Here is a 7,165-nt window from a genome sequence, read left to right as displayed (position 1 = left end):
CTGATATAAGGGTCATAAGCGACTATTTTCATACCGAACGACTTCAAGCGGGTAGCGACTAGCGAACCAATCCGTCCCAAACCAACGATGCCGACAGTCTTATCCAGCAGTTCCATGCCTTTAAGGCCAGAACGATCCCAGACTTTTCCCTTGAGACGGATATGATGCTGGGGAATATTGCGGCAGGTTGCAAGCAATAGGCCAATCGTCAATTCGCAAGCCGACACGCTGTTGGAGTCAGGGGTGTTGACGACAATAATGCCGCGTTTAGTCGCCCCATCCATATCAATGTTGTCAACGCCATTGCCGGCGCGTCCCACTACTTTTAGTTGAGTCGCCTTTTGATACAGTTCTTCATTGACTTTGGTATTGCTGCGTACAATCAGTGCGTCATACTCACCAATAATCTTCAGCAATTCTTGCCGTGTCAAACTGGTCTTTAAATCAACTGAGGCGCCTTCTTGAACGAGTTTTTCCAAGCCCTTTTCGGCAATCGGTTCAGACACTAATATTTTCATCATACTTACCTCCGTTTTTTTGCTAGAAAAATAAAAGAGTTCTCATCCCTAATAGGGACGAGAACTTTTCCCGCGTTGCCACCCATGTTGCCTTTCGGCCAACTTTAGCCGCTGTATTGGGCGGATCCCGTTCTGATTCTTCACCAGCCACTCCCAGGCGGAACCTTTTTGTTCGGTGTAACGGCTCGCACCAACCGCCGTCTCTCTGGACACCTTGCATTAGGCTTCCTGTTCATCATGTATAATATAAACTTGTTACTATTATAATGTGTGCACAACTGCAAGTCAAGTGTCTTTTTCGGAAGAAACCAATATGCAACATCAGGCTCCACTCGGCTTTATTTATATCAAAAGTGCCAAATGAGCTGGTCTATTGGCATATTCTTGCCGATCTAATGTATGGATGTTATTTCAAGCTAATAATAATTCCCTTAGGTACACATAGTTTATTGCCTTCATATTATGTAATAAGCCAAAATATCATGGTATGGAGGGAAACGCTCAATGCCTACTAGGATAATCGGGCCGCTGTATCTTACTACGATACTATTTGCCCTAGAATCCACCATCAAATCCCTGGTTTATAATTCTGACACAGTATTGTTTGAGATTGCTCCTAAATTATGTTTATGGGCAACAGGCATCCTGTTAGGAATTATTCTATCCTCAAAGCAAGAGTTTAGAGGCCATGAACGCATAATGACCAAAGAAACCGTTATCTACACTTTAGTTTATTCCATCTGTGCCTGGGTAGCCACCATTTTTCTATCAAACCAGAGTATTAGTATTTATCGCCAAATGGGTATTTGGACACAGCAGGTAGTCTATATGGTTGATTCAAGTCTTGTCCTGGCAGGGGCGGCAATTAGTTTCGTATTGATAATTGCAAAGGAGGTTGAAAATAATGCTTGAGTTGAGCGATGTCTCAATCCGGCTTCTGGAAGGAATGGGCAGTATGCTAGCAGGCGGCTTTATCGGACGCTTAGTAATCCTAAAGTTTGGATTCATTAACACTGAAACCAAATTTGACACTCCCCCTTTCGGGTTGCCACCCTCAAAAAACACAAATTCCTAGGCTATCCCATAAAAAAAACCTAAATATCATAACGCCCCCTTCAACTGGTGGCTGTCTGTGATTTTAGCGCAGGTACAAGATAGCGAGCAGCAATGGCCGTCAGGATAACACCGCCGCCTATCAGCGACCAAAGACCAATCCCCTCACCAAGGAGCAAAAACACCCAAAGGGGATTAAGAATTGGTTCGATCATGGTAATGATCGAGGCTTCGAGGGCGGTTACATATTTTATGGCAATAGAATACAGGACATAAGATAAACCAATTTGAATACACCCAAGCGCTACAATGGCTGTCCATCCGCCAACTCCGGGTGAACCCTCAAACATAAACGGCAAGCCGCATAAACCAGTCAACACATTGCCCAACAGGACTGACCCGAAAGGCGAACCCTCTTTTTGCAGACGCATAGACACAGCCATAACTGCCATAGATATCCCACTAACGATAGCTAGTATATTTCCGGCAAGTCCCCCTGCCGACATTTGATCCTGAAAAAACAGCACCATCCCGCCGCCAACAAAACCAATCGTCACCCAGTCGTATAGCTGAGGCTTTTCATTCAGAAATATCACCCCAAGGATTGCCACAAAGATTGGACATGTATATTGCAACAAAATGACGTTTGCGGCAGTGGTCAGCTTATTCGCGGAAACGAAGGTCAGCATCATCACGGCATAGGCCACGCCTCCGCAAAGTGACGCCCTGTTCCAACAGACTGGCGAGTGGCGAAAAGTCGCCCAAATGACGATAGCGGCGATAGCACTTCTGGCACCGGCGATCGCCATCGGGTTCCAGTCGATCCATTTAATTCCTATTCCGCTGGAACTCCACAACACTGCAGTGACTGCAAGCAAAAAGATGCCTCGCAAACGATCCGAAACATTAAAACTATGTAACCAATTCAACATAACACCACCTGTATTTATCGTTAAAATTCTCTAATCATTGCCACCTAGTTATTGATTGTCCTTTACTGCCGAAAAATGCTCTCTATGTCAAGATACCCCAATAATGCTCTGGCGTCAATTGCTAGTTCAAATTAGTCGATTGTAAACCACGCCTGAATCACGCCAACATCTGAAATAGTTGCATAATTAACGTATCTGCCTGAGTTAATAAGATTCAAAATAGTTAACAGGTTCAAATACTAGGTGTTTGTAGCACATTGTTGCGAAAATTCGCAAAGTGTACCTCTATCAAGCCCAAATACACTACACTTCGATACGGTAGACTAAAAGTTTTGATTCGGGCGACTCTATCGCTATACAGTCTGAACAATAGTTAAATTTAAGCTTCCTTGCATTTTGACTTCTACAACCGGTTCGAAGCCACCCAATATTTTGGGTGTTTTTCATCTTGGAAATTATTGGCTTAATAATTGCATTATAAAGGAAATGCAGACACAATGGTGCTGGTTGCAGGAGGTGGATAGTGGGGATTAGTAAATGAATGAAAGGAGTGCAGAGATAGAAATAACAGCTAAGTTCTTATGTGGGCGACTATAAGTTAAAAATAACAGAAATTTCACTATGTTTGCTCAATTACTAAATAAAGGTGGTAATTAAAGGAGGATAACCAGATGGAGGAAAAAAAGAGATCGTTTGAACTAGGAACTTTTACTTATGGAATAAGCAATACTATCATAATCTTTGTTTTAAGTGTAGCTGTATGGTTTTTGTGGGGTCTTAAGATTGAGGCCCTATTCCCCGGGATGTTCGGAGCTTATTTATTCTGGGCTATACTATGTATCGTATTTTTAGGATTTTGCGGCGAATCATGGCCGTTCACCAAATTGCCGCAGCCACAGGCTGGAATATTGGCCCTTATTGTCACGCTGACCTTAGATGTCATTGTCGTGAATGCCCTAAGTGCCTACGGTACTGTAATTCCAACCTTTAGCACTGCACCTAGTGGTACTGGCTGGACTGCTATAGCTATGATCGTTTTATTTGGCTTTTATGGCTACGGCGTACAAACTAATAATATGGACCACTGGCCGTGGAAAGATATCGGCATAAATCAACCATATGTTGGCATAATTGAAATTTTTGTAGGTACTTTTATTACCGGGATATTATATTTTCTGCTAATGTATCCCAATCTGGCCAGCTATGCAATCCAGCCAATCCTCCCTTTATCTACTGTTGTCGGCTGGTTTTACTCGGTTATAGTATTTTGGCTGGCTTCTGCCTTAATATGGGAAAACTGGCCATGGTCAATATTCCATTCACGGGCTGTAAAGGCTATTGCTGCATTTGTGGGTAACTTTTTAGGCGGTACTCTAGTCTATTATTTCTTTATGTACTTACTGCAGAACTTTTTGGTTCCGGCAGATGCCCAAAAGGCTTTAGGCGATGGGATTACCCTATGGCCAGCGCAATTAGGAGTGTGCCTGGCAGGAGTTTTTCTAGTCATGCTCTTATGTTTCCAAGGCTGGCCGATAACTGGCAGTTTGTCTACTAGGCTAATAATTAGAACCATTATCGGCTTCGCAATCGGTTTAATAGTTTTTTATATCTACACAAGGTGGTTTGGCTTTGTACTGAAAGAAGCACCTGTAACCAAGGACTTTGGCGGGAACCCATTAATGTTTATGGACTTATTTAACTGTGTATTGTTAATATATACAGTGTATTTTGCCAGTTGGCCGTTAAAGTTACGAAAATAATCTGTATTCCTAAAGAACATGGGCTATGCTGCAATTGCAATTTTAGCATAGCCCATGTTTGCTTTCCACACTCTTTTATTATATTGCATTTATATTTCACTTGCTAAATTCACATCGGAAACAATCCTTAAATTTGTTTAGTAGATAGAGTGTTTTTTCATTTTCCGATACAGCGTACTGCGGGCGATCCCCAACTCACTAGCCACTTTGCTAAGATTTCCTCGTTCCTTCCTCAATAACGCCTTAATCTCCTCACACTCTTTATCTAATATCTCACTCTTTATTTCATATAAATGACACATTCTAGTATTTTCAGGGTATATTGACTGCATTTCCTGATCCCCCCCTTGTGAGCAACAAAGCTCAGGCGGTAAACAGGCTAGTGAAATAATATAATTTTCAGTGAAATTACAGGCCCGTTCAACAACATTATGAACTTCCCTGACATTCCCCGGCCAGTCATAATTATTAATACTTTCTAATATTTCGTCCGCTATGATATACTTACACTCCTGTTCATTACCAATCTGCTCCACAAAATAACGAAATAGGATTTCAATATCATCGCGCCGGTCACGCAACGGTGGTATCTCAATCGTAAACACATTTAACCGGTAATATAAATCTTGCCGGAAAGTCCCATTTCTCACCAGCCTGTTTAGGTCTTTATTAGTGGCACATATAACACGTACGTCAACCGGAATGACTTTGTTCCCACCCAGACGGGCAACTTTTTTTTCTTGCAATACTCTGAGTAATGCCACTTGCTGTTCTAATGGCATGTCCCCTATTTCATCTAGAAACAATGTGCCGCCGGAAGCTAATTCAAAATTACCTGGTCTACCGCCACGCTTTGCCCCGGTAAAAGCCCCCTCTTCGTAGCCAAATAGTTCGCTGCCTATCAGTTCACGCGGTATTGCCCCGCAGTTCAAGGCGACAAAAGGACCATTGCTCCGTGAACTCCGGCAGTGAATTGCCTGGGCGAACATCTCTTTTCCTGTACCACTTTCACCCCGCAATATAACATTGGAAGAAGTCGCCGCCGCCAAAGATGCCTGGCGTATTGCCTCTAATATTTGCGCACTCTTGCCGATAATGTCACTGAATTTAAACGTCGTATAGTTGCCACTAAACCGGTTAACAAGGTTGTGTACTTTCTCCATAGGCCGCAATATAATAACTCCGCCATTTATACAGCCTTGTTTATCAAATATAGTCTCGCCAGATATTACGCAACGGCTTGGCCCCATTGCCGTGTCGGTAAAAAACTCGACATCAGAGTAGTCCTCTTTGCCATCTAACAATGTCTGAATTAACTGATTTTTCCCTTTAAAGATAGTCTGTACTGAAGCTCCATTAAGGATATTACCCGTCTTCCCCAGAATTTTTTTAGCAATCGGATTAAACTCTCTTACTTTACCCAGGCGGTCGAAAAAAATTACTCCATCCGACATCGTGTTAAATATACTGGATAAACGTCTATTCATCAGCGATAACTCGTAGTTTTTCTGCTGAATACTAATTTGCATAGTGATAGCATTGGCAGCTGCCGCCACCATTGCCAAAGTATGAGAGTAAGCGGCCTGAGCTGGCCCGGATAAATCGAGTAAGGCCACAATTTGGCCATTATGACCATAAATAGGTGCAGCCGAGCAAGTCCACCAGTGGTGTTTGCGGCAATAATGCTCAGCACCGGAAACTTGAACTGGTGCTCCGGTCTTCAGCCCCACGGCAATTGCGTTTGTTCCCACATGTTCCTCCCGCCAACTCGCCCCCTGTACAAAGTGCAAATGCCTGGCACTATTTAGTACATCAGCATCGCCAAAACGTTCCATTATATACCCATTTTCGTCACTCAAAACAACAATAAAGCCGGAATTACGGAAAATCTCGTAGATATTGGCCATGAATGGTTTAGCAATATCAATAATTTCCCGTTTTTTTTCTAACATCATTCGGATATCAGACGGCTGTAGAACGTTCTGGGATCTACCATCATTGGGGTTAAGATCTATTTGGGAACATCTGACCCAAGAGTCGGCAATTTGCGGTAAAATAATCCGGCTTTCTAGTTCGCCATTGCTAATAAATTTTTTCCAAATCAGATCTTTACCGATAATGTTCGCTGGGTTGCCACTTGTCATTCACAACACCACCTACCATAATTCTAGCTTGGACGACCACGACTGTTATTATTTTCAGATTTCTAAGGTCACTACAAAAATTTCTCCCTTCTACCATTTTTTTGCCTGATCTGACTTAATACTCTTATTCGCAAATAAAATGAAGCATAAGATGTCAAATGATCCATTATGCTTCATGGTATATGACTCATAGCTATAAATAATTTAAATATGTTACGTCATAGCATTTCCAATACCTGGAAATCATCACCGGTAATAAAATATTGCAATATTTATGCCAACAAAACAAGAAACCCCTTATCACCTCATTAGGATTACATGGTTCCTTCATCCGTCGTGCATTTCCGAAATATATTATGCTATGCTAACCATTTTTCTTGACACTAACAACTACTGCTTGTGTAGCACTATGTAGCAAAGTGTAGCGCATATTTATTACACTTTGCTACACTTTAGTAAAAAAAACAGTAAACTTCTCAATATACTCACCAAAAATCCCCATTTTTGTTAAACACAATCTCATAAAGAAAACACGGCTTGCGCCGAGCCTTTGGCGAAAGCGGAAAAGCCGCCTGTGCCCTTTGGGTAATGTTGCCCTTATCCAGGAGAAAGTTATACTTTCTATCAGGGAGTCTGCTTAAAAAATGAATAAAAATGAGCTATTCCCGTTCATATGGCAGAGAAAATCGGCATAAAGTCTTTGTTTCAAACAAATGGTGGCATATTGCTCGTCCCAAAACCTACATTGTAGCTCTTAA

Annotated in this window: 7 protein-coding genes; 3 read left to right on the top strand and 4 right to left on the bottom strand. The window is 42.1% G+C overall.

Annotation, left to right across the window (positions count from 1 at the left end):
- Together VN447_RS12780 and VN447_RS12775 are read right to left on the bottom strand one after the other, a co-directional pair.
- Positions 1-521, bottom strand: a 521-nt coding sequence (locus VN447_RS12780; protein ID WP_325525737.1) for an NAD(P)-dependent oxidoreductase, incomplete at its 3' end; no start/stop codon positions are given.
- Positions 522-540: 19 nt separating this feature from the next.
- Positions 541-738 (bottom strand): hypothetical protein, encoded by a 198-nt coding sequence (locus tag VN447_RS12775; protein WP_325525736.1) that lies wholly within the window; start codon positions 736-738, stop codon positions 541-543.
- A gap of 284 nt (positions 739-1,022) precedes the next feature.
- On the opposite strand from VN447_RS12775, the gene VN447_RS12770 reads away from it, so the two are divergent.
- Positions 1,023-1,430 (top strand): hypothetical protein, encoded by a 408-nt coding sequence (locus VN447_RS12770; protein WP_325525735.1) that lies wholly within the window; start codon positions 1,023-1,025, stop codon positions 1,428-1,430.
- Positions 1,423-1,593, top strand: coding sequence for a hypothetical protein (locus VN447_RS12765; protein WP_325525734.1), 171 nt, complete (start codon positions 1,423-1,425; stop codon positions 1,591-1,593). The genes VN447_RS12770 and VN447_RS12765 overlap by 8 nt, the downstream gene beginning before the upstream one ends.
- A gap of 40 nt (positions 1,594-1,633) precedes the next feature.
- On the opposite strand, the gene VN447_RS12760 is transcribed toward VN447_RS12765, so the two are convergent.
- On the bottom strand, positions 1,634-2,503 hold the full coding sequence (locus VN447_RS12760; RefSeq protein WP_325525733.1) for a DMT family transporter: 870 nt from the start codon (positions 2,501-2,503) through the stop codon (positions 1,634-1,636).
- A 671-nt stretch (positions 2,504-3,174) separates the two neighbouring features.
- Between VN447_RS12760 and VN447_RS12755 the strand changes: the two genes are divergently transcribed.
- Entirely contained in the window at positions 3,175-4,263 is a 1,089-nt protein-coding gene (locus VN447_RS12755; RefSeq protein WP_325525732.1) for a hypothetical protein, read from the top strand.
- Between the two features lie 137 nt (positions 4,264-4,400).
- Here the strand turns inward: VN447_RS12755 and VN447_RS12750 are convergent, their stop codons facing one another.
- Positions 4,401-6,407, bottom strand: a complete 2,007-nt coding sequence (locus VN447_RS12750) for a sigma-54-dependent Fis family transcriptional regulator (RefSeq protein WP_325525731.1) — start codon at positions 6,405-6,407, stop codon at positions 4,401-4,403.
- Positions 6,408-7,165: the final 758 nt, after the last annotated feature.

The organism is Sporomusa sp. (assembly GCF_035561155.1).
Taxonomy (GTDB): Bacteria; Bacillota; Negativicutes; order Sporomusales; family Sporomusaceae; genus Sporomusa.
This window is presented reverse-complemented; position numbering and strand designations above follow the sequence as displayed.